Consider the following 20,593-nt stretch of genomic DNA (forward strand, 5'->3'; position numbering starts at 1 on the left):
GTCAGAAGGGGCAAAAGACGTGAGCTACAAAGACTTTCCCCGGCAATCCGCCCTCAACGACCGTCATCTCGCGCTGGGCTCCAAGCTCGACGCCGAGTGGAACGGGATGCCGATCCCTCAGACCTACGCCACCGATCCCTACGAGGAGACGACGATCGTCCGCTCCAAGGCCGGCCTGTTCGACGTGTCCGGCCTGCGCATGATCAATGTGAGCGGCCCCGATGCCGAGGCGATGCTCAACGCCATGCTGACGAGCGACGTGTCGAGGCTGAAGCCCGGCGAATCGGCGATCAGCAACATCGTCGACGACGAAGGCGCGCTGATCGACGACGTGCTGGTCTACCGTGACGGCCTCCACGCCTTCCGCCTCTCGCATGGCGGCGGCAGCCTGGAGGATGCGCTGCCGCGCTTCACCGAAGGGCGCGACGTGACGGTCGCCAAGGACGACGACGTCCACATCCTATCGCTCCAGGGTCCGCTGGCCCTCGACATCCTGAAACCCCACACGCCGCTCGACCTCGCCGGCCTGAAATACTTCCGCCACGCCCGCACGACGTTGTTCGGCTTCGACGTGTCGCTGGCGCGGGGCGGCTACTCGGCCGAGCGCGGCTACGAGGTCTTTTGCGCCGCCAGGGACGCGGTCGCGATCTGGGACGCGATCATGGAAGCCGGCAGGCCGTTCGGCATCTGCGCCGCCTCCTGGACCTGCCTCGACATCGTCCGCGTCGAGGGTGCGCTCCTGTTCTTCCCCTTCGACATGCCGCTGCCCGACACCACCCCCTGGGAGGTCGGGGCCGACTGGACGGTCGATCTCGACAAACCGGACTTCCGCGGCAAGGCGGCGCTCGCGGCCAAGAGGGGCAGGGAGCGTTTCCGCCAGGTCGGCCTCGAAGTGCTCGACGACGAGGCGGTGCCGCCGGGCTCGCGCATCTTCCACGAGGGTCGCGAGGTCGGCACGCTCAACAGCTCGACCTACAGCCGCCACCTCATGAAGTCGCTCGGCCTCGCCCACCTGCCGCCCGATCTCGCGGGCCTCGGCACCGCGGTCGAGATCCGCACGGACAAGGGCACGCTCACCGCCAACGTGGTCCGCACGCCCTTCTACGACCCGATGCGCCTGCGCACCCACCCGCTCGACGAGCGCGCCTGATCCCGCCTGCTCAACAGGGAGAGCCATCATGACGAAGCGTGTCGCGATCATCGGCGCCGGCCCGAGCGGGCTGGCGCAGCTTCGGGCCTTCGAGGCGGCCCGCCGGGCCGGCGCCGATGTGCCCGAACTCGTCTGCTACGAGAAGCAGTCGAACTGGGGCGGCCTCTGGAACTACACGTGGCGCACCGGCCTCGACGAGAACGGCGAGCCGGTCCACGGCAGCATGTACCGCTATCTCTGGTCGAACGGTCCGAAGGAGTGTCTGGAATTCGCCGACTACTCCTTCGAGGAGCATTTCGGCCGACCGATCCCGTCCTATCCCCCCCGCGCCGTGCTGCACGATTACATCGCCGGCCGGGTCGAGCGCAGCGACGTGCGCAAATACGTCCGCTTCTGCACGCCGGTGCGCTGGGTCTCGTATTCGCAGGAGACCGGCCGCTTCACCGTGACGGCCAAGGATCTGATCAAGGACGAGCACCAGACCGAGGAGTTCGATCACGTCGTCGTCGCCAACGGTCACTTTTCGGTGCCGAGCGTTCCGCATTTCGAGGGGATCGACCAGTTCCCCGGCCGCGTCATGCACGCCCACGATTTCCGTGTGGCGGACGAGTTCGTCGGCAAGCGGATGCTGCTGGTCGGATCGAGCTACTCGGCCGAGGATATCGGCACGCAGTGCATCAAGTACGGCGCCCGATCGATCATCTTCAGCTACCGCACCAAGCCGATGGGTTTCGACTGGCCGCCCGGCTTCGAGGAGCGCCCGCTCTTGACGAAGTTCACCGGCAAGGTCGCGCATTTCAAGGACGGCTCGTCGGCCGAGGTCGATGCCGTGATCCTCTGCACCGGCTACCAGCACAGCTATCCGTTCCTGCCCGACGAACTGCGGCTCAAGACCAAGAACTGCCTCTATCCGGCTGGCCTCTATAAGGGCATCTTCTGGCAGGACAACCCGAAGCTGATCTATATCGGGATGCAGGATCAGTATTACACGTTCAATATGTTCGACGCGCAGGCTTGGTACGCCCGCGACGTGATGATGGGCCGGCTCGATCTGCCGAGCCGCGAGGACCAGGCCGCCGATATCGCCAAGTGGTTGGCGTATCAGGACACGCTGACCAACCCGTTCGAGGCGATCGACTTCCAGACCGAGTACGTGCGCGAACTCCTCGCCGCGACCGACTACCCGCATCTCGACGTCGACCGAGTGGCGGCCTTGTTCAAGGAATGGGAGCACCACAAGATGGAAGGCATCCTGACCTACCGCGACCGGTCCTATCCCTCGACCATCACCGGCACGCTGTCGCCGCGCCATCACACCACGTGGATGAAGGCGCTCGACGACTCGCTTCCCGCCTTCATGGGCCTGCCCCAGGCGGCCGAGTAGGGCGCGGGCCCGAGAGAGGGATGCGATGAACCAGATGTGGTTTCAGCCCGCCCCGGCTTCGGCGCGCGAGCGCGCGATCCAGGTGCCGGGCGGCGGATGCTGCGTCGTCGCGGTGACGGCGGGCGACGTGCTGCGGATCGTCGATCCGGAGGGGCTGCAGGGCGCGCTGCTCTACGCCCGCGCCGGCACCTTCGAGCCGGCGGGCGAGGCGCCGTTCCTGGAATCCCTTCTCGCGAATGGGATCGACGGCGCGGAGGTGGCCCGCGCCACCCTCGCGGCGGGCGATGTCGCGCCCTCGGATCTCGCGGGGCTGGCGGTCCTGGCCGGAGAGACGCAAGCCGGCGCCGTCTGGGAGGGCATCGCGGCGCAGGCCTCGCTCTGCCTCGTCGCCGCCCCCGGCCGGGCGATGGCGCCCGAGGCGCAGGACGTCCCGACGGCGCTCCGCCTGACGATCCGCTCGACGCAATCGACTGCCGGGCAGGCGCCGCCACCGCTGGCGCCGCCGCTCCAGGATATCCGGATCGATGCCGCCACCGCCCGCGCCTTCACCGTGCGCGCCGGGCAGTTCATCCAGATCATCGATGTGGACGGGCGCCAATGCGCCGACTTCCTCGCCTTCGATGCCGCCGAGCTGGCTGAGGGCCGCGAGTTCGGCCTCGACGCCACCACGACCCACACCCTGATGGGCACCTCCTCGCCGAAGCCGGGCCTCCACGCCAAGTATTTCGACGCCCGGATGGTGCCGCTGGTCGAGGTGGTGCAGGACACGGTCGGCCGCCACGACACCTTCATGCTCGCCTGCTCGGCGAAGTATTACGAGGACATGGGCTATCCCGGCCACTCGAACTGCACCGACAACTTCAATGCGGTGCTGACCCGGCACGGCATCGCATCCCGCAAGGGCTGGCCGGCGATCAACTTCTTCTACAACACGATCCCCGGCCCCCACGACCGGATCGACATGGACGAGCCGTGGTCGCGCCCCGGCGATTACGTGCTGCTGCGGGCGCTGACCGACCTCGTCTGCGCCACCTCGTCCTGCGCCGACGACATCGACCCGGCCAACGGCTGGGAGCCGACGGACATCCATGTGCGGGTCTACGACGCGGCCTGCGACTTTCCCCGCGGAATGAGCCATCGCACCATGCCCGATTCCGAGCCGCGCCTGACCCGCGAGACCGGCTTCCACCCCGCCACCGCCGCCCTGACGCGCAAGTTCGAGGATTACCGCGGCTTCTGGCTGCCGAGCTGCTTCTCCGCCGCCGGGCCGATCGAGGAATACTGGGCCTGCCGCGAGCGCGCCGTGGTGCTCGACCTCTCGGCGCTGCGGAAGTTCGAGGTGACCGGCCCGGATGCCGAGGCGCTGATGCAGCGCGCCATCACCCGCGACGTGCGCAAGCTCGCCATCGGCCAGATCGTCTACGCCGCGATGTGCTACGAGCATGGCGGCATGATCGACGACGGCACGCTGTTCCGTCTGGGAGAGAACAACTTCCGCTGGGTCTGCGGCGATGCCTATTGCGGGCCCTGGCTGCGCGAGATGGCGGAGCGGCACGGCCTCAAGGTCTGGGTCCGCGAATCGACCGATCAGCTCCACAACCTCTCGATCCAGGGGCCCCGCGCCCGCCACGTCCTGCACCCGATTCTCGTCACGCCGCCGCATCAGCCGAGTATTTCGGAGTTGAAGTGGTTCCGCTTCACCGTGGGGCGGCTCGCCGGCGTGCCCGTGGTGGTCTCGCGCACGGGCTATACCGGCGAACTCGGCTACGAAGTCTGGTGCCATCCCGGGCAAGGCCCCGCCGTCTGGCGGGCGGTCATGGAGGCGGGGGCGCCGCACGGCCTCGTCCCGGCGGGGCTCGCCGCCCTCGACATGCTGCGCATCGAGGCGGGTCTCGTCTTCGCCGAGTACGAGTTCTGCGATCAGACCGATCCGTTCGAGGCCGGCATCGGCTTTGCCGTCGCGGCGGCGAAATCGGAAGCCTATTCCGGCCAGGAGGCACTCGCCCGGCGGCGCGCGGCGCCGCAGCGCCGGCTCGTCGGACTCGACCTCATCGGCAACGAGGCGGTCGGCCATGGCGATCCGGTTTACATCGGTCGGGCCCAGGTCGGCGTCATCACCAGTGCCGCGCGCTCGCCGGTCCTGCGCAAGACCATCGCGCTCGCCCGCCTCGATCTGTCCGCCGCCAAGATCGGCACGGCGGTCGAGATCGGCAAGCTCGACGGCCACCGCAAGCGCCTGGCGGCAAGCGTCGTGCCGTTCCCCCATTACGATCCGGAGAAGACACGCGTCCGGGCCGAGCCGGCGCTCGGCACCCCGCCGCCGCGTCCGACATCGCCGACCGAAACCGTCGAGACGGCGGGCATGCCAGCCTGAAAAGTCGTCTTCCGGCCGGATTGCCGGCCTGAAGAGCGGATCGAGAGTTGAACCCTGCCGGCCTGCAACAATCGGGTCGCGCGGGGCTCTGGTCGTTTTCAATCCAATTCCGTCAAAGCCACCGAGTTGTTGTTGCAAAAGCGCTATACTCCACAGGAAAGGCAGCAGCAGCGACAAATTTGAGGCAATTGCCCAATTTTCACACTTGAGTGGATTATCCGACTCCGCGGACAATCAGACCTGCATACGAGATCCGAAACAGGATGTTGGCGACCGGCTCCGGTCGACATGCTGTGTTCGTGCAGTGCTGGGGTCTGCCATCATGACGAAAATTTCGCTTACCCGTACCCTGGTCGCGGTCGGAACTCTGTTCTGTGCCCAGGCCGAGGCCGCCGATCTCGCCGCTCCGAAGGAAATGCCGGCCGCGGCCAAGGTGTCCGACAATCTGGTCGGGTTCTCGTTCTTCTCGCGCTACGCCAGCGACTATAATTTCCGTGGCGTGTCGCAATCCAACCTCCAGGGCAGCTACCAGAGCTACTTCGAGGTCAATTTCTTCAACAACTTCTTCTACACCGCCTTCGCGACGCTGCAGACCCGCCTGCCAACCCAGCCGGATTTCGAGTTCGACCTGATGGCCGGCATCCGGCCGACCTGGGACAAGTTCACTTTCGATCTCGGCTTCCTGTACTACTTCTACCCGAACGAGAAACGCATCCTCGGGTTTGACGGAAATAACTTCTTCCCGCTGACGCAGGCCAATTCAGACTTCTACGAAGGCGCTGCCCGCGTCCTTTATCAGGCGACCGACAGCCTCGTGCTCGGCGCCAACGTCTACCACTCGCCGAACTTCTTCGGCACGCACGCGATCGGCACCTACGCCTCGGGCACGGCGGCCTACACGCTGCCGGCGTCCTGGTTCTCGTTCCTGCCCGATGCCTATGCCGGCGGCTTCTCGATCTCGGGCGAACTCGGCTACTTCACGCTCGGCGCCGCCAAAACCTCGGCCACCGGTCCGTTCAATCCGGTCACCGGCCGGTTCCCCTCGGTCAACCTGCCGAGCTACCTCTACGGCAATGTCGGCGTATCCTACCTCTACAAGAACCTGCTGCTCGATTTCCGCTACCACGACACAAGCCTGACGCCGTCGGAATGCTTCACCTTCACCGGCGATTACCGCGGCTTCATCAACGGCGGCACCTCGCGCTGGTGCGGCTCGGCCCTGATCGGCACGATCACGTGGCAGGCCTCGACCGCCGCCCCGGGCGTCTACGCGGAGCCCGGCGGCTTTCTCGACTTCTTCAAGTAAAGCGTCGTCCTCGCGGAATGTATTTCGACAAACGCAGAAGCGGTTCGTCGCAACCATGAGCGACAGAACCTAGGAGACTTTGAACCGATGCAGTCGGGTCGGATACGGATCTGATGCATCGGTCTGACGAAGCGGGAACCGACTTTTGAGAAAAGTCGGTGCGGCACAACAATCGAGAGCATCGTGCTGGATACGATGTCTTGCACAATGCTCCGGAACGATCGGCGGGCAGGACCGCGGCTCCCGATGCGTTGGAGGGTATCGCCACCTCCGAAATTGCCATATCGCCACGGCCTTTCCTGCGTGTCTTGCCGATCACATCCCATGGCAATCACGCAATTCCCCGGGACTATCCTCCCGGATGTGATCGTGCGCGCCTTGCTCCGCGACGGCGATCTCCCGCACATCACGAACCGTCACGCTCGGGCCCGCAGAACGGCCCGGCCAGTCTGCCGGGTCGGATCGCCACATGCGGATGCTACGCAGCGCTCTTCTCGTGTCGGTCGCGCTCCTGCCGGGCGTGGGCCACGCGCAGCAGCAGGTCACGCTGGACGAGATCAGCGTCGTCGCCACCACGCCGGTCGGCGCCGGCACCGCAAGCCCTCCGGCGACGCCCGCAAACGGTCCGGCCCTGCCGTTGCCGTCCCCGGCCGAGCCGCGCCTGCGCGGCGGCGCCCAGCCGCTCTACAAGATCCCGAGTACGGTGGAGAGCGTCACCGCCGCCGACCTCGAGACCGACCGCGCCACCGGCAACGTCGTGACGACCCTCGCCCGGCGCACCCCCGGGCTCAACATCTCGGACGCCCAGGGCAATTCCAACCGCGTCGACATCAACTACCGCGGCTTCACCGCCTCGCCGGTTCAGGGCGTGCCGCAGGGGCTCGCCGTCTATCAGAACGGCGTGCGCATCAACGAGGCCTTCGGCGACATCGTCCAGTTCGACCTGATCCCGCCCTCGGCGATCCAGCGCATCGACGTGGTCACCGGCAACCCCGTCTTCGGCCTCAACGCCCTGGGCGGCGCGATCAACGTCCAGATGAAGAACGGCTTCACGTGGCAGGGCACCGAAGTGACCGCACTCGGCGGCTCGGACGGGCGCATCGCCGGCGGGTTGCAGCACGGCCAGATCAGCGGGCCGTTCAGCTTCTACTTCAACGGCGACGGGCTGAACGACCGCGGCTGGCGCTACGAGAGCCCGAGCACGATCGGACGCATCTACACCGATCTCGGCTACCGGGCGCAGGACAGCGAGTTCCACGTCATCGGCGCCTTCGCCCGCACCTTCTTCGGTGCGGCCTCCGCGGCGCCGGTCGACTTCACCCATGTCGATCCGCGGGCGATCTTCACCTTCCCGCAGACCACGACGACGCAGATGGGCACGCTGCAGGTGACGGGCCGGGTCGATCTCTCGCCGACCTGGGACCTGTCGGGCAACGCCTACTTCCGCCGCTTCAGCAATTCCTACGTTGACGGCAACGACGGCAACTTCGAGGAATGCGGGCCGGATTCGACCACGCCCGGCGCCCTCTGCTTCGAGCGCGACGGCTTCGCCGACACCATCGCTCAGGACCAGTTCCGCATCCGCGGCCGCAACGGGCAGCTCATCCCCTACCGCGACGGCGTCCCCTACGGCACCATCGACATCACCCGGACCGAGGCTGCCGGCTATGGCGGCTCGCTCCAGGCGGCCAACCGGGACCGGCTGTTCGGCCTCACCAACAGCTTCGTGATCGGCGGCAGCATCGATGTCGCCGACTATGCCTTCAAGTCCTCGAGTGCGCTCGCCGTCATCAACCCGAACCTGCTCGTCACGACGAATCCGGGCAACTCGTTCTACGGCGCCGTGCCCGGCCTCGGCACGGACTTCCTGCGCACGGAAGGCGCGCTCGGCATCGCGCCGAGCAGCGTGATCGGCTCGAACCTGTATATGGGCCTCTACGCCACCGACACCCTCGACCTCACCGACAGCCTCGCGCTGACTGCGGGCGCGCGGCTCAACTTCGCGCGGGTGACGACGCGCGATCTCACCGGCTTCTCGCCGGACGTGAACGGCACTCACTATTTCACCAAGATCAACCCGATCGCCGGCCTGACCTACCGGTTCCTGCCGGAACTCTCGCTGTTCGGCAGCTATTCCGAATCGAACCGCGCGCCGACGCCGCTGGAACTCGCCTGCGCCAACCCGGAGCGGCCCTGCCTGCTGCCGAACTCGCTGGTCGCCGATCCGCCGCTCAAGCAGGTCACGGCGCGGACCTACGAGGCCGGCATCCGCGGCGCGGTGGCGGGGGTCTACGACGGCGCGCTCACCTACAAGCTCAGCGCCTTCCGCACCGATCTGTCGGACGACATCATCCAGCTCGCGACTCCCGGCAATGCGGCCCGCGGCTACTACGTCAACGTGCCGGCGACCCGACGCCAAGGCATCGAGGTCGGCGCCGAGTACAGCCGCGGCGACCTCTCGCTCTACGCCAACTACGCGCTGATCGACGCGACCTTCCAGTTCAGCGGCACGCTCTCCTCGCCGAACAACCCGCTGGCGGGCGAGGACGGCGCGATCGCCGTGCGCCCCGGCAACAAGGTGCCGCTGATCCCCGACCACCAGTTCAAGGTCGGGTTCGACTACCTGCTGCTGCCAGGCTGGAAGGTCGGGCTGAACCTGCAGGCCTATTCGTCGGCCTATTATCGCGGCGACGAATCGAACCTCAACCGCAAGCTGCCGTCCTATTACGTGCTCGGGCTCAACACGAGCTACCGGGTCAACGACAGCCTGGAGCTGTTCGGCCTCGTCACCAACCTGACCAACAACCGCTACGCGACCTTCGGCACTTTCGTCGAGGGCGGGCTCGTGGCCAACCGCTACCCGATCAACGATCCCCGCACCACGACGCTGGCCCAGCCGCTCTCGGTCTACGGCGGCCTGCGCTACACCTTCAACGCCCCGCCGCCGGCGCCGCCGGTCGAGCCGCTCGTGCGCAAAAACTGAAGCAACTCCGGCGGCGGCCCGCACGGTATGCGGCCGGACGAAGAAGCAAAACGGCGCCCGTTCGGGCGCCACTTCCGCTTCGGGGCCGGTGACCATGGGGGCCGCGTCTGAAACGGAATTTAGTTTCAAACATCCCGGCCCCGGCGCAGTCTCCCGCGCCCAGGGCCGTCGAGGCGGCGCAGCGGCCCCCCGGATGCGCGCCCGGCCCATCGGTCCCGTCGCCCTTCGTCATCCGTCGGCAGCGTCGGTGGCCAAACCAGGAGGCCGAGAATGACGCGACCCACCGAGACCCTGCACCGAACCGGGCGATACGATGCGCCCACCATCGCCCTGCACTGGCTCACCGCAGGGCTGGTTCTCGGCCTGTGGCTGATCGGGACGTTCCTCGAAGACCTCGTTCCGAAGGGCGGGCTGCGCTCGGGCGTCTGGTCCGCCCATGTCGATCTTGGCTTCGCTCTCGCGGCCCTCGTCCTCGCCCTTCTCGTCTGGCGCCGGGGCAGGGGCCGGGATCTTCCGGTGGCGGATCGCGGCCCGCTCCATCGCTTGGCGAAGGCGACCCATGCGGCGCTGTACGTCCTCCTCGCCGTCATCGTCGGTCTCGGCATCGCCAACGCCTTCGTGCGCGGTGCCTCCCTCGGCCCGGTCGGCCTGCCGCAACTCGGCGATCCGGCGTGGCGGCAGCCTCTGACCCGGTGGCACGGCCTCGCCGCCAACCTCCTGTTGCTGCTGGCGCTGTTTCACGCCGTCGCCGCGCTCGTTCACCATTATCTCTGGCACGACGCCGTCCTGCGTCGCATGCTGCCCCGGAGGACCTGACAACGATGCGTCCCGTCCACACCGAACGGCACCTCATCGACCGGATCGGCTGGCTGCGCGCGGCCGTGCTCGGCGCGAATGACGGCCTCGTCTCCACCGCGAGCCTCATCGTCGGCGTCGCGGCCTCCGCCGCGGGCACGAGCGAGATCCTGGTCGCAGGCAGCGCCGGCCTCGTCGCGGGGGCGATGTCGATGGCGGCGGGCGAATACGTTTCGGTGAGTTCGCAGGCCGACACCGAACGGGCCGACCTCGACCGCGAACGCCGCGAACTCGCCGAAGATCCGGATGCCGAGCGGGAGGAGCTGGCGCGGATCTACGTCGAACGCGGTCTCGACCACGCGCTCGCCCTGCAGGTCGCCGAGCAGCTCATGGCCAGGGATGCGCTGGGAGCCCATGCCCGGGACGAACTCGGCATCTCGGAGGTCACGGCGGCGCGTCCGGTGCAGGCGGCGTTGACCTCGGCGGCGACGTTCTCGGCCGGGGCGGCGTTGCCGCTGGCGGTCGCTGCGCTCTCGCCGGGCCACCTCGCGGCCTTCACCGTGTCGGTGGCCTCACTGGTCTTCCTGGCCGTGCTCGGCGCCCTGGGCGCCAAGGCGGGCGGCGCGCCCATCGCCCGCGCCACGGCGCGCGTGACCTTCTGGGGCGTTCTCGCCATGGCGGTGACGGCGGGGATCGGAAGTCTCGTCGGCAAGGCCGTGTGACGAGGGAAAAGCCGGACCCCGCCGGCCGGGCCGACGCTCAAGGCTTCGGGTCGTGGCAATGCCGCTTCGGCGGCGCGGTGCCGCAATCGAGCGAGCAGGTCTGGTCCGCCCGGCAGTACCACTGCAAGCTGCCGGACTTCACGCAGGAGCCCGCGCAATGCCGGTGAGCGGTGTCCTTCGGCTCGACGAAGGTCGGGTCCGCATCGGGCGAGCGTGCCGGTTGCTGCGCCGGCGCGGGGGACAAGCCCGCCATCAGGGCGAAGGCGGCGATCATCGGGCGGAACATCGATCAGGCCTCGTGCGGGATGTTTGCCGGAACGGCGCCGGGCCGGGATCGGCAGCGGAGGGCGAAGCGGGCACCGCCCTCGGGCGAGGCCGCCGCCTCGACGCGGAAGCCGTGCAGATGGGCAATCGCCGCGACCAGTCCGAGGCCGAGACCGTGGCCCGGCGTGTGGCGGGCCGGCTCGGCCCGGTAGAACCGCCGGAACACCCGCTCGCGCTCGGATTCCGGGATGCCGGGGCCGGTATCCTCGACGGACACGATGCCGTCGGCGCCGGAGCGCGCCAGCCTGAGGCGGATGCGCCCGCCGGGGGGCGTGAACTTCACGGCGTTCTCGACGAGGTTGGAGACCGCCTCGAACAGAAGGTCGCGGTCGCCCGCGACCGGCGGGATGCCGGGCTCGGTCGTGACGCTCAGGGCGATCTCCTTGTCCTCGGCGACCGGCTCGAAGAACTCCGCCACCTCGCGCACCAGCGGCGCGAGATCGACCGGCGCGAACCCCGCGAAGCGCCGCCCGTGCTCGATCTCGCCGATGCGCAGCACCGCGGTGACCATGGCGAGCGTCTGGTCGATCCAGACGAGCCCCTGGTCGATCGCGTCGCGGAACTCGACGACGGTTTCGGCGCCGTCGCGGGTGCGCTCCAGCCGGGCGCGCAGCCGCGTCAACGGCGTGCGCAGGTCGTGGGCGACGGCGTCGCCGACACTGCGGACCTCGTGGAGCAGGCGCTCGATCTCGTCGAGCATCCGGTTGACGTTGCCGGCCAGCCGGTCGAACTCGTCGTCGCGGGCGCCGACCGGCAGGCGCTGGCCGAGATCGCCCCGCATCACCCGCTCCAGCGCGGCTTCCGTCGCGGCCAAGCGTCGGCGGGCGCGGCTCGCCAGCAGCCAGCCGCCGAGACCGGAGACGACGAGCGTCGGCAGCAGGCCGAGGCCGAGCGCCCGCAGGCTGGTGGCCCGCACCCGGTCGATCTCGTCGGTGTCGTGGGCGATCACCACCGTGCGGCCGTCGGGCAGGGCCAGCGCCGCCGCCCAGATCTCGTCGTCGATCGTACGCTCGCCGAGATCGACCCGCGCCGGCACGCGGGCGGCGTCGCCGTCCGGCGCCAAATCCGCCGGCATGGCCAGGATGTTTCCCGACAGCCGCCGCCCGTCGGCCGCGAAGAGCCCGGCGGCGTGGCGCGCATGCAGGTCCATGGCGATCCACGTATCGACGCGCCCCGCGGCGGCGGCCGGGTCGGCGGCGGCGGCGCGGACTTCGAGCCGCAGCGTCTCGGCCACCTCCTCGCGCAGGAAGCTCGCGGTCTGCCAGTAAACGAAGGCGAAGGTCGCGAGCGCCAGCAGCACGGACCAGAGCGCGATCCCGGCCGCCCAGCGCAGGCGGGTGGAGCGAAACGGATCAATCATCGGGCATCAGGGAAAAGCCGATGCCGCGCACGCTGTGGATCACCGGCGGCTCGCCCTCCGCCTCCAGCTTGCGCCGCAGGCGGCCGAGATGGACGTCGATGAGGTTCGATTTCGGGGTGAAGCGGTAATTCCACACCTCCTCGAACAGGAGCGCGCGGGTCACGACCTGACCGGGACGGCGCATCAGGTATTCGAGGAGCTTCAGTTCGCGCGGCAGCAGGTCGAGGTCGCGGGTGCCGCGCCGGCCGGTCCCCGTGATCAGGTCGATCTCCAGGCTGCCGACCCGCAGCAGCGTCTCGCGGGTGTCGGCGGGCCGGCGCAGCAGCGCCTCGAGCCGGGCGGCGAGTTCGGCCAGCGCGAAGGGTTTGGCGAGATAGTCGTCGCCGCCGGCCCTGAGGCCGCGGATGCGCTCGTCCACGGTGCCGAGCGCGCTCAGCACCAGGGCCGGGACGCGATGGCCCTCGCCGCGCAGCTGCTGCAACACCGTGAGCCCGTCGAGGCCGGGCAGCATCCGGTCGAGGATCAGCGCGTCGAACGGTTCGGCCCGCGCCTGGGCGGCCCCGTCCGGGCCGGTCTGCGCCCAGGCGACGACATGGCCGCGCCCGCGCAAGTCGCCGAGGATGTCCTGTGCGGTCTCCTCGTCGTCTTCGATCAGCAACAACCTCGCCACGGTCTCCACCGCCCGCATCCGTTCGAAGACTGATTGTCGCAAAACAACGCCGCTGTCGCGGGGCGAGGACGACCATGAAACCGAATTTAGTGGCGCGGCCGGGGGGGGCGGCTAGGTCAGCGGACATCTCAACGGAGCAGGGTGGGTGCGGTCGTGCTGATGGCCGTGAAGGATGGCGCGCGAGGCGTCGGCACGGGCGATCCGCGTTCCGAGCGCGAAGCCACGGGGCCGGCGGAGCCCGCGCCGCCGTGGCGGAGGCCGGGGAGCAAGCCCCCATGGCTCTTCGTCGTCCTGTTCGCTGCTGCGCTCGCCCTCGCCGGCCTCGGCTGGATGTTTCGCGCTCCGCTGGTGGCTCGGCTCGAACCGCTCGCCGCCCCGGTGCTCGTCCGGCTGGGCCTTGCCGCACCGGAGGCGGAGCCTTCGCCCAAGGAGGCGCCCGCCGAGTCCCCGAGCGACCCGAACGCCGTCACCTTGGACGAGGCCGGACAGAAGCGGATCGGGCTCGCCTTCGGTGAGGCCAGGATACGGAAAATCGTGCTTCCGGTGCGGGCGCCCGGCACGATCGCGTTCGACGAGCGGCGGGTCACGCGGCTGAAGCCGCGCACGCAGGGCCGCGTCGTCGGACTGAACGTCCAGCCGGGCGACACGGTGCGCGCCGGGCAGGCATTGGCGACCCTCGACGCGGCGGGCGTGCTCGATGCGCGCAACGGCCTCGACGAGGCACGCGCGAACCTCGTCGAGGCGCAGGCGACGGAGAAAGTCGCCGACACCAACGTGAAACGCGGACAGGACCTTCTGAAGATCGGCGGCGTCGCCCAGGCCGAGGTCGATCGGCGTCAGGTCGATCTGGCGAAGGCGCACGCGGCGACACTCTCGGCACAGGCCAAGGTCGATCTGTTCCAGGCGCAGTACGACCGCCTCGCGCCCCGGCCCGCCCTGGGCCCGAGCGTCAGCGCCATCGTCGCGCCGATCGACGGCGTGGTGACGAGCGCCAACCTGACGCTGGGCGAAGTGGTCGATACCGGCCGCGACGCCTTCACGGTCGCCGACCCGTCGCAGGTTCTGGTGCTGGCCAACCTCTACGGCGCCGACATCGCGCGGGTGGCGCCGGGCGACGCGGTGACCGTGCAGGCGCCGATCCCCGATCACCCGCTTTTCGAGGGCCGGGTGCGCTCGGTCAACGCCGCGGTCGATCCCGCCACCAACACCGCCCCGGCCCGGATCGAGATCGCCAACCCGAACGGATCTTTACGCGCCAACCTGTTCGTCTCCGTCGAGATCGCGGCCGACCTCCACCGTGAGGCGGTGACGATCCCGGCGGCGGCCGTGCAGCAGACCGAGGACGGCCCCATCGCCTTCGTGCGCACGGCTCCTGGGCGCTTCGAGAAGCGGGCGCTCACGCTCGGCGTGCAGCGGGCCGACTGGGTCGAGGTGAGATCGGGCGTGGCTGACGGCGAGAGCGTGGCGACGGAAGGCAGCTTCGGCCTCAAGGCGATCCTGCTGCGCTCCCTCCTCGGCGCGACCGATTGAGGCCCGCCATGAAGGCTTGGTTCGCCCTGCTGATCCGCCGCCGCTGGCTCGTGCTGGTGCTCGCCGTCATGGGCACTGCGGGCGGCATCGCCAACATCGAGGGCCTGTCGATCGATGCGGTGCCGGACATCTCACCGAAACAGGTGATGATCCTCACCCTCTCGCCGGGGCTGGGGCCGCTGGAGGTCGAGCGGCTGGTGAGCTTTCCGGTCGAGAGCGCCATGGCCGGGGCGCCCGGGCTGACGACCGTGCGCTCGACCTCGCGCTTCGGCGTCTCGGCAGTCTACGTCACGTTCGAGGACGGGGTGCCGCTCACCGAGGCGCGCAATCAGGTCTTCCAGCGCCTGCCCCAGGCCAAGGCGATGATGCCGGCGGGCGTCGGCGATCCGCAGATGGGGCCGATGGCGACGGGGCTGGGCGAGATCTACCAGTTCGAGCTGCGGGGCCCGGCTTACTCGCCGATGGAGCTCAAGCGCCTCCTGCAATGGACCATCGCGCCGCGCCTCAAGCTGACCCCCGGCATCGCCGACGTGAACATCTACGGCGGCGAGCTGCCGACCTACGAGGTGCAGGTCTCGGCCGAGGCGCTGCACCGCTACGGCGTGACGCTCGCCCAGGTCTACGCGGCGCTGGCGCAGAACAATTTGGCCCGCGGCGGCGCCTATCTGGAGCATAACGACCAGCAGCAGGTGATCCGCGGTCTCGGCCTCGCGAAAGACCCTTCGGATCTCGCCGCCATCGTGGTCGCGACGCAGGCGGGCGGCCTGCCGGTGACGATCGCCGACCTCGGCAAGGTCGTGGAGGCCCCGAAGGTCCGCCTCGGCGCGGTGACGCACGATGCGGCGGGCGAGACGGTCGTCGGCATCGCCATGATGCAGCAGGGCGAGAACGCCAGCGCGGTCGTGGAGCGGGTGAAGGCGACGCTCGACGCGCTTCGCCCGGAACTGCCGCCGGGCATCGCCATCGTCCCCTTCTACGACCGCTCGGGGCTGGTGCAGCGGACGATCCACACCGTGATCCACAACGGCGTCGAGGGCGCGGTCCTCGTCGTGGTCGTGCTGCTCCTGCTGCTCGGCAACCTACGCGCCGGGCTCGTCGTCGCGGTGGCGATCCCGCTCTCGATGCTGATGGCGTTCGCCGGGATGCGGGCGCTCGGGCTCTCGGGCAACCTGATGAGCCTGGGCGCCATCGATTTCGGCCTGATCGTCGACGGCGCCGTCGTGATGGTCGAGAACGTCTTGCGCGCCCGCGGCGAGCATCCCGAGCGGCCGCCCCTCGACGTGATCCGCGACGCCGCCGCCGAGGTGGCGCGGCCGGTCCTGTTCGCGGTGGCAATCATCATGATCGTCTACCTGCCGGTACTGGCGCTCGAAGGCGTGGCCGGCAAGATGTTTCGACCCATGGCGCTCGCCGTGATCCTGGCGCTGGCCGGCTCCCTCGTCCTGACCCTGACGGTGATCCCGGCGCTCGCCGCCCTGGTCCTGGCCGGACCGGGGACCGGCGAGCGTGAGACGCGCCTCGTCCACGGCGTGCGCCGGCTCTACACGCCGGTCCTGCGCGGGGCCGAGCGGCATGCGGGCATCACGACGCTCGTGACGTTGGCCCTGTTCGGCGGCACTTGCCTCCTCGCCACCCGCCTCGGCGGCGAGTTCCTGCCCAAGCTCTCGGAGGGCTCCCTCGTCGTCACCTCGGAGAAGCTGCCCGGCATCAACCTCGAGGCCTCGCTGAAGGTGGTCCACCGTATCGAGACGGTGCTGAAATCCTTCCCGGAGGTGAAGCGGGTGGTGTCGCTCACCGGCAGCGCCGAGATTCCGACCGATCCGATGGGGGTCGAATCGACCGACAGCTTCATCACGCTGACAGACCCGGCGACCTGGACCACCGCGCAGACGCAGGACGGCCTCGTCACGGCTTTCGAGAAACGTCTCGAAGAGGAAGTGCCGGGCGTCGCCTATTCCTTCTCGCAGCCGATCCAGATGCGGATGGACGACCTGATGGAGGGGGTGCGCGGCGACGTGGCGATCAGTCTCTACGGCGACGACCTCGCGGTGCTGAAGGACAAGGCCGACGCCATCGTGCGGGCCGTCTCTGCCGTGCCGGGCGCGGCCGACGTGAAGGCGGAGGCGCAAGCCGGGATGCCGGCCCTGTCGATCCAGATCGATCGCGCGGCGGCCGCCCGCTACGGCGTCAACGTGGCGGACGTGCTGGACACCGTCGAGGCGATCGGCGGGCGAACCGCCGGCATAGTCTACCGCGACGACAACGCCATCACGGACATCGTGGTGCGGCTCTCGGCCGACGACCGCAGCGACGTCGAGCGCATCCGCACGCTGCCGGTGGGGGGCAGCGGCAAGGCGCTGGTGCCGCTCTCGCTGGTCGCGTCGGTCACGCTGGCCTCGGGCCCGGCCCAGATCAGCCGCGACCGGTTGCAGCGGCGCATTTCGGTCCAGGCCAACGTGCGCGGGCGCGACGTGCAGAGCTTCGTCACCCAGGCGCAGGCCGCTGTGGCGGCGCAGGTCGCCCTGCCGCCGCGCTATGCCCTCGAATGGAGCGGCCAGTTCCGGAACCTCCAAGAGGCGACAGCCCGCCTCTCCGTGGTGGTGCCCGCCGCGATGGCCGCGATCCTCGTGCTGCTCGTGGTGATGTTCTCCGACCTCCGCCTCGCCGGGCTGATCTTCCTCAACGTGCCGATCGCGGCGACCGGCGGCATCCTCGCGCTGTGGCTGCGCGACCTGCCGTTCTCGGTCTCGGCGGCGGTCGGCTTCATCGCCACCTTCGGCATCGCCGTGCTGAACGGCGTGGTGCTGACGAGCTATATCCGCGATCTCGAACGCGCCGGCCTCGATCCCCGCGAGGCGGCGACGCGGGCCGCCGAGATGCGCCTGCGCCCGGTGATCACGACCGCGCTCGTGGCGACGCTCGGCTTCCTGCCGATGGCGCTCTCGACCAGCGCCGGCGCCGAGGTGCAGCGCCCGCTGGCCACCGTCGTGATCGGCGGGCTGATCACCGCGACGGGGCTGACCCTGATCGTGCTGCCGACGGTCTATCCGTTCGTCGTGCGATTGCGCCTCCCCTTCACCGGCCCCGCCGAGCCCCGATACGGATCGACCGCCGCCGCATCGCGGAGGCGCACCGACGCGTAGAACGCGCGACGCGCACGGTCCGGCCGCGTACGACGGCTTCCGAATCACGGCCGATCCGGGTTTCACACGTCCGGCCGTCGGGCCGAGACGCGGCGGCGCCGATCGTGCATGGCCGGACCGGGCGCGTGCGCGCACTGCAACGGGATCTTGCGTCGATCATGAGACAGGGCGAGACGAGCCCCCCGACCGACCGGGTCGGGACGATCTGCCGGTCGCTGCGACGGGCCATCGTGGAGAGGGCGCTCGCCCCCGGGGACCGGCTGCCCGAGGACGCGCTCGGCGAGCGCTTCAGCGTCAGCCGCACCATCGCGCGCCAAGCCCTCGTCCAGCTCGCGGGGGAGGGGCTGGTGGAACTGCGCCGCAACCGCATCGCCGTGGTGGCGAGCCCGAGCTGGGAGGAGGCGCGCGACACCTTCGACGTGCGCATCAGCCTGGAGCGGCTCGTAGTCCAGCGCCTCGCCGGCACCTTGAGCGACGCGCAGCGGGCCGCGCTGGAGGCCCATATCGCGGGCGAGGAGCGGGCGAGCGGCGGGCCGGAGGCGGCCTCGATCCGGCTCGCCACCGAGTTCCACCTGCTGCTCGCCGAGATGACCGGCAGCCCGGTGCTGACCCGCTACGTCGCCGAACTCGGCTACCGCTGCGCCCTGGTCCTGTCGCTCTACAGCCGGCCGCACTCGTCCGATTGCGCGGTGAGCGAGCACCGGGAGATCGTGGCGGCTTTGGTCGCAGGCGATGCCGGACGGGCGGTGGCCCTGATGGACCACCATCTCGACGCGGTGGCCGAGCGCGCCCGCATCGTCGCCGAGCCCCGGCGCGAACGCGACCTGATCCGCCTGCTCGCCCCCTACGTCGAGGGCTGAGGATTCCTATATCGCGTCTCGTCAGAAGTCCGGGATACCGAAGGGATCATCCCTTCGGCGGGGTTTGGGGCGGAGCCCCGCATTGGCTTCGCCGACCGGGCGCTGCCCTGGAGCCGCGAAGGGCTTGCCCTTCGATCCCGGATTCATGGCGAGACGCGGGATATCAGGCCGAGACGCCCTGCCGGTCGAGGATGCGCTCGGCGCTGTCGTTCCACACCTCCATGGAGACGATCAGGCCGTCGCGCACCGTGAAGCGATCGACGTAGCGGTTGTCCTCGAAGGCGGTTCCGTCCGGCCACGCGCCGTAGAGCGTACCGAGGCTGTAGACCGTGGTCAGCCCGTCGCCGGGCACCACGTCGAGCCGCTCCATCCGCTTCTTGACCCAGGCGTAGCGGCCCGCGTTGAAGGCCGTCACCTCGCGCGGATGCCGAAACACCCGGCCGCCGGTGAAGACGATGGCGATGCCCGGCGCCATGTAGCGCGCCGCCGTCTCGGGATCGGGCACCATCGAGGCTTCGAGATAGGCCGTCACCGCCGCCGCGTCGCGCGCGGCCCCCGCATCCTTCGCGTCCATCCGCAATCTCCCAAATTCCTGTCAGCCGACCATGGCGGAGCCGTCACCACCTTGCATGCAGAAAGTGTATGCACTTTGGCGGAGATTTGTGCACACTTCTTTCGCAGGTCATGAGCGATTCGAAAAACGCGAGTGAATTCAACGGCTGACCGGCTGGCACGGCCGTTGCGGATATGGGTCGACCAGATACGGGGACCGGACCGACATGCCTCGACGCCTCACCGCCGCCCGCCTCCTCACCCGGCGCCTCGCCCTCGGCGCCCTGCTGGCGGGCTTCGCCGGCCTCGCGCCCGTTCGGGCCGCGGAGCCGATCCGGCTCGGCCTCGTCACCGCGCTCAGCGGCCAGTCGGCGAAGTCGGGCGAGGCGATCTCCCGCGGGATCGGGCTGGCGATCGACGAGATCAACAAGGGCGGCGGCGTGCTCGGGCGCCCGCTCGAACTGGTCGCCCGCGACGACGAGGCCAACCCGTCGAAGGGCGTGCTCGCCGCCCGCGAACTGATCCAGCGGGCCGGCGTCGTGGCGCTGATCGGCGGGCTCGACACGCCGGTCTCGATGGCGATCGTGCCCATCGCCAACCAGATGAAGGTGCCCTTCGTCGGCCCTTGGGCGGCCGGCACCGGCATCACCCGCAACGGGGCCGCCGACAATTACGTGTTCCGCGTCTCGGCGGTCGATGCCCTCGTGGACGAGGCGCTCGTCACCTACGCGGTGAAGACCTACGGGGCGAAGAAGCCCGGCGCGATCCTCGTCAACAACGCCTGGGGCGAGTCGAACCAGCAGGGCATCGTCGCAGCGCTGAAGGCGGCGGGTCTCCCGAGCGCGGGAATCGAGAAGTACGAGGCCAACGACATCGACATGGTGCCCCAGCTCTCCCGTCTGCGGGAGGCCGGGGCCGATGCCCTGTTCCTCGTCGGCAATGTCGGCCCCTCCGCCCAGGTGGTGAAGTCGCTGGACCGTATGGGCTGGACCGTGCCGGTGATCTCCCACTGGGGTCCGGCGGGCGGGCGCTTCGACGAACTCGCGGGTCCGGGCGCGGCGCGGGTCCACTTCGTCCAGACCTTCACCTTCGCCGGCAACGACAGCCCGAAGGCGACGGCGGTGCTCGACGCGCTGAAGGCGAAGTACCCGGCGATCAAGTCCATGGCCGACGTGACGCCCGCCGTCGGCATCGCCAACGCCTACGACGCCACCCACCTGATCGCGCTGGCGATCCAGGCGGCCGGCTCGACCGAAGGACCGAAGGTCCGCGACGGCTTCTACAAGGTCCCAGCCTATGCCGGCCTGATCAAGACCTACGAGGCGCCCTTCGCCCCGGACCGGCACGACGCTTTAAGGCCGGAGGATTACATCTTCGCGAGCTTCCGCAACGGCGAGATCGTCGCGGTGGCGAAGTGACGGGCCTTCGCGCGGGGAGGTC

At 69.4% G+C, this 20,593-nt stretch carries 15 protein-coding genes; 11 read left to right on the forward strand and 4 right to left on the reverse strand.

From position 1 onward, the window contains the following. The first annotated feature begins 19 nt into the window (after nt 1–19). The 7 genes from BM140_RS19500 (at nt 20) to BM140_RS19530 (ending at nt 10,714) form a co-directional block, all read left to right on the forward strand. Entirely contained in the window at nt 20–1,150 is a 1,131-nt protein-coding gene (locus BM140_RS19500) for an aminomethyl transferase family protein (RefSeq protein WP_091950194.1), read from the forward strand. A gap of 28 nt (nt 1,151–1,178) precedes the next feature. Then, complete coding sequence (locus tag BM140_RS19505; RefSeq protein ID WP_091950196.1) at nt 1,179–2,534, forward strand: NAD(P)-binding domain-containing protein; 1,356 nt, start codon at nt 1,179–1,181, stop codon at nt 2,532–2,534. Between the two features lie 25 nt (nt 2,535–2,559). Next, complete coding sequence (locus tag BM140_RS19510; protein WP_091950198.1) at nt 2,560–4,908, forward strand: trimethylamine N-oxide demethylase; 2,349 nt, start codon at nt 2,560–2,562, stop codon at nt 4,906–4,908. A 322-nt stretch (nt 4,909–5,230) separates the two neighbouring features. Beyond that, entirely contained in the window at nt 5,231–6,214 is a 984-nt protein-coding gene (locus BM140_RS19515; protein ID WP_244535516.1) for a TorF family putative porin, read from the forward strand. A gap of 469 nt (nt 6,215–6,683) precedes the next feature. Then, nucleotides 6,684–9,197, forward strand: coding sequence for a TonB-dependent receptor (locus BM140_RS19520; protein WP_091950200.1), 2,514 nt, complete (start codon nt 6,684–6,686; stop codon nt 9,195–9,197). A 270-nt stretch (nt 9,198–9,467) separates the two neighbouring features. Beyond that, on the forward strand, nt 9,468–10,013 hold the full coding sequence (locus BM140_RS19525; RefSeq protein WP_091950202.1) for a cytochrome b: 546 nt from the start codon (nt 9,468–9,470) through the stop codon (nt 10,011–10,013). Nucleotides 10,014–10,018: 5 nt separating this feature from the next. Beyond that, nucleotides 10,019–10,714: a VIT1/CCC1 transporter family protein gene (locus tag BM140_RS19530; RefSeq protein ID WP_091950204.1), complete on the forward strand. Its 696-nt coding sequence runs from the start codon at nt 10,019–10,021 to the stop codon at nt 10,712–10,714. A gap of 37 nt (nt 10,715–10,751) precedes the next feature. On the opposite strand, the gene BM140_RS19535 is transcribed toward BM140_RS19530, so the two are convergent. The 3 genes from BM140_RS19535 to BM140_RS19545 are packed head-to-tail and all read right to left on the reverse strand — an operon-like array spanning nt 10,752 to nt 13,068. Next, nucleotides 10,752–11,000 (reverse strand): hypothetical protein, encoded by a 249-nt coding sequence (locus tag BM140_RS19535; protein WP_091950206.1) that lies wholly within the window; start codon nt 10,998–11,000, stop codon nt 10,752–10,754. 3 nt (nt 11,001–11,003) lie between these two features. Beyond that, nucleotides 11,004–12,398, reverse strand: a complete 1,395-nt coding sequence (locus BM140_RS19540) for a sensor histidine kinase (RefSeq protein WP_091950208.1) — start codon at nt 12,396–12,398, stop codon at nt 11,004–11,006. Next, on the reverse strand, nt 12,391–13,068 hold the full coding sequence (locus BM140_RS19545) for a response regulator transcription factor (RefSeq protein WP_091950296.1): 678 nt from the start codon (nt 13,066–13,068) through the stop codon (nt 12,391–12,393). Before BM140_RS19545 ends, BM140_RS19540 begins: the two co-directional genes overlap by 8 nt. A 141-nt stretch (nt 13,069–13,209) precedes the next feature. Here BM140_RS19545 and BM140_RS19550 point away from each other — a divergent pair, with 141 nt between their 5' ends. The 3 genes from BM140_RS19550 (at nt 13,210) to BM140_RS19560 (ending at nt 18,601) form a co-directional block, all read left to right on the forward strand. Continuing rightward, nucleotides 13,210–14,598, forward strand: coding sequence for an efflux RND transporter periplasmic adaptor subunit (locus tag BM140_RS19550; RefSeq protein ID WP_342030034.1), 1,389 nt, complete (start codon nt 13,210–13,212; stop codon nt 14,596–14,598). Between the two features lie 8 nt (nt 14,599–14,606). After that, nucleotides 14,607–17,741 (forward strand): efflux RND transporter permease subunit, encoded by a 3,135-nt coding sequence (locus BM140_RS19555; RefSeq protein ID WP_091950210.1) that lies wholly within the window; start codon nt 14,607–14,609, stop codon nt 17,739–17,741. Nucleotides 17,742–17,899: 158 nt separating this feature from the next. Further along, nucleotides 17,900–18,601, forward strand: a complete 702-nt coding sequence (locus BM140_RS19560; protein ID WP_091950212.1) for a GntR family transcriptional regulator — start codon at nt 17,900–17,902, stop codon at nt 18,599–18,601. 163 nt (nt 18,602–18,764) lie between these two features. Here BM140_RS19560 and BM140_RS19565 read toward each other — a convergent pair whose 3' ends face one another. Beyond that, nucleotides 18,765–19,175: a nuclear transport factor 2 family protein gene (locus tag BM140_RS19565; protein ID WP_091950213.1), complete on the reverse strand. Its 411-nt coding sequence runs from the start codon at nt 19,173–19,175 to the stop codon at nt 18,765–18,767. 205 nt (nt 19,176–19,380) lie between these two features. Here BM140_RS19565 and BM140_RS19570 point away from each other — a divergent pair, with 205 nt between their 5' ends. Further along, nucleotides 19,381–20,571 carry an ABC transporter substrate-binding protein gene (locus tag BM140_RS19570; RefSeq protein WP_091950215.1) on the forward strand — a complete coding sequence of 397 codons (1,191 nt, stop codon included), beginning with the start codon at nt 19,381–19,383 and terminating at the stop codon, nt 20,569–20,571. Nucleotides 20,572–20,593: the final 22 nt, after the last annotated feature.

Origin of the sequence: Methylorubrum salsuginis (assembly GCF_900114375.1) — a bacterium.
GTDB lineage: Bacteria > Pseudomonadota > Alphaproteobacteria > Rhizobiales > Beijerinckiaceae > Methylobacterium > Methylobacterium salsuginis.